Source organism: Endozoicomonas atrinae (assembly GCF_001647025.1).
GTDB classification, from domain to species: domain Bacteria; phylum Pseudomonadota; class Gammaproteobacteria; order Pseudomonadales; family Endozoicomonadaceae; genus Endozoicomonas; species Endozoicomonas atrinae.
On sequence record NZ_LUKQ02000835.1, the window covers coordinates 1 to 336 of the forward strand.

A 336-nucleotide genomic window follows, 5' to 3' on the forward strand; every position below is an offset into this window, starting at 1 on the left:
ACCATTCGCACCGGAGTTAAACAGCTCAGAAAGGCTATGGGAGTGGATGCGGGAGCATGACTTATCAAACAAAGCATTTTCAGGTTATGAAAATATTGTAGATTGTTGCTGTGAAGCTTGGAATAACCTTTGCAGCGAAGCTGGTCGACTGTTCAGTCTGTGCTCCCGTGATTGGGCAGTTATACAGTAGTTAGAAAATTCAATTGGTATAACTTCTGGGCGGCTTCCATGCCGATGACTGCTACTATGGGCGATTCGGCGCTCGGATTTGATGCAATGTATTTCCGCTGTCCCCCTAAAGCGCGTTCCAGCTTGAGGGTGGTTTCTTTACCCAAC

At 47.0% G+C, this 336-nt stretch carries 1 pseudogene; it reads left to right on the forward strand.

Going from position 1 to position 336, the window contains the following annotated elements:
• Positions 1 to 190, forward strand: a pseudogene (locus AK963_RS36455) (IS630 family transposase); the annotation flags it as partial.
• Positions 191 to 336 lie beyond the last annotated feature (146 nt).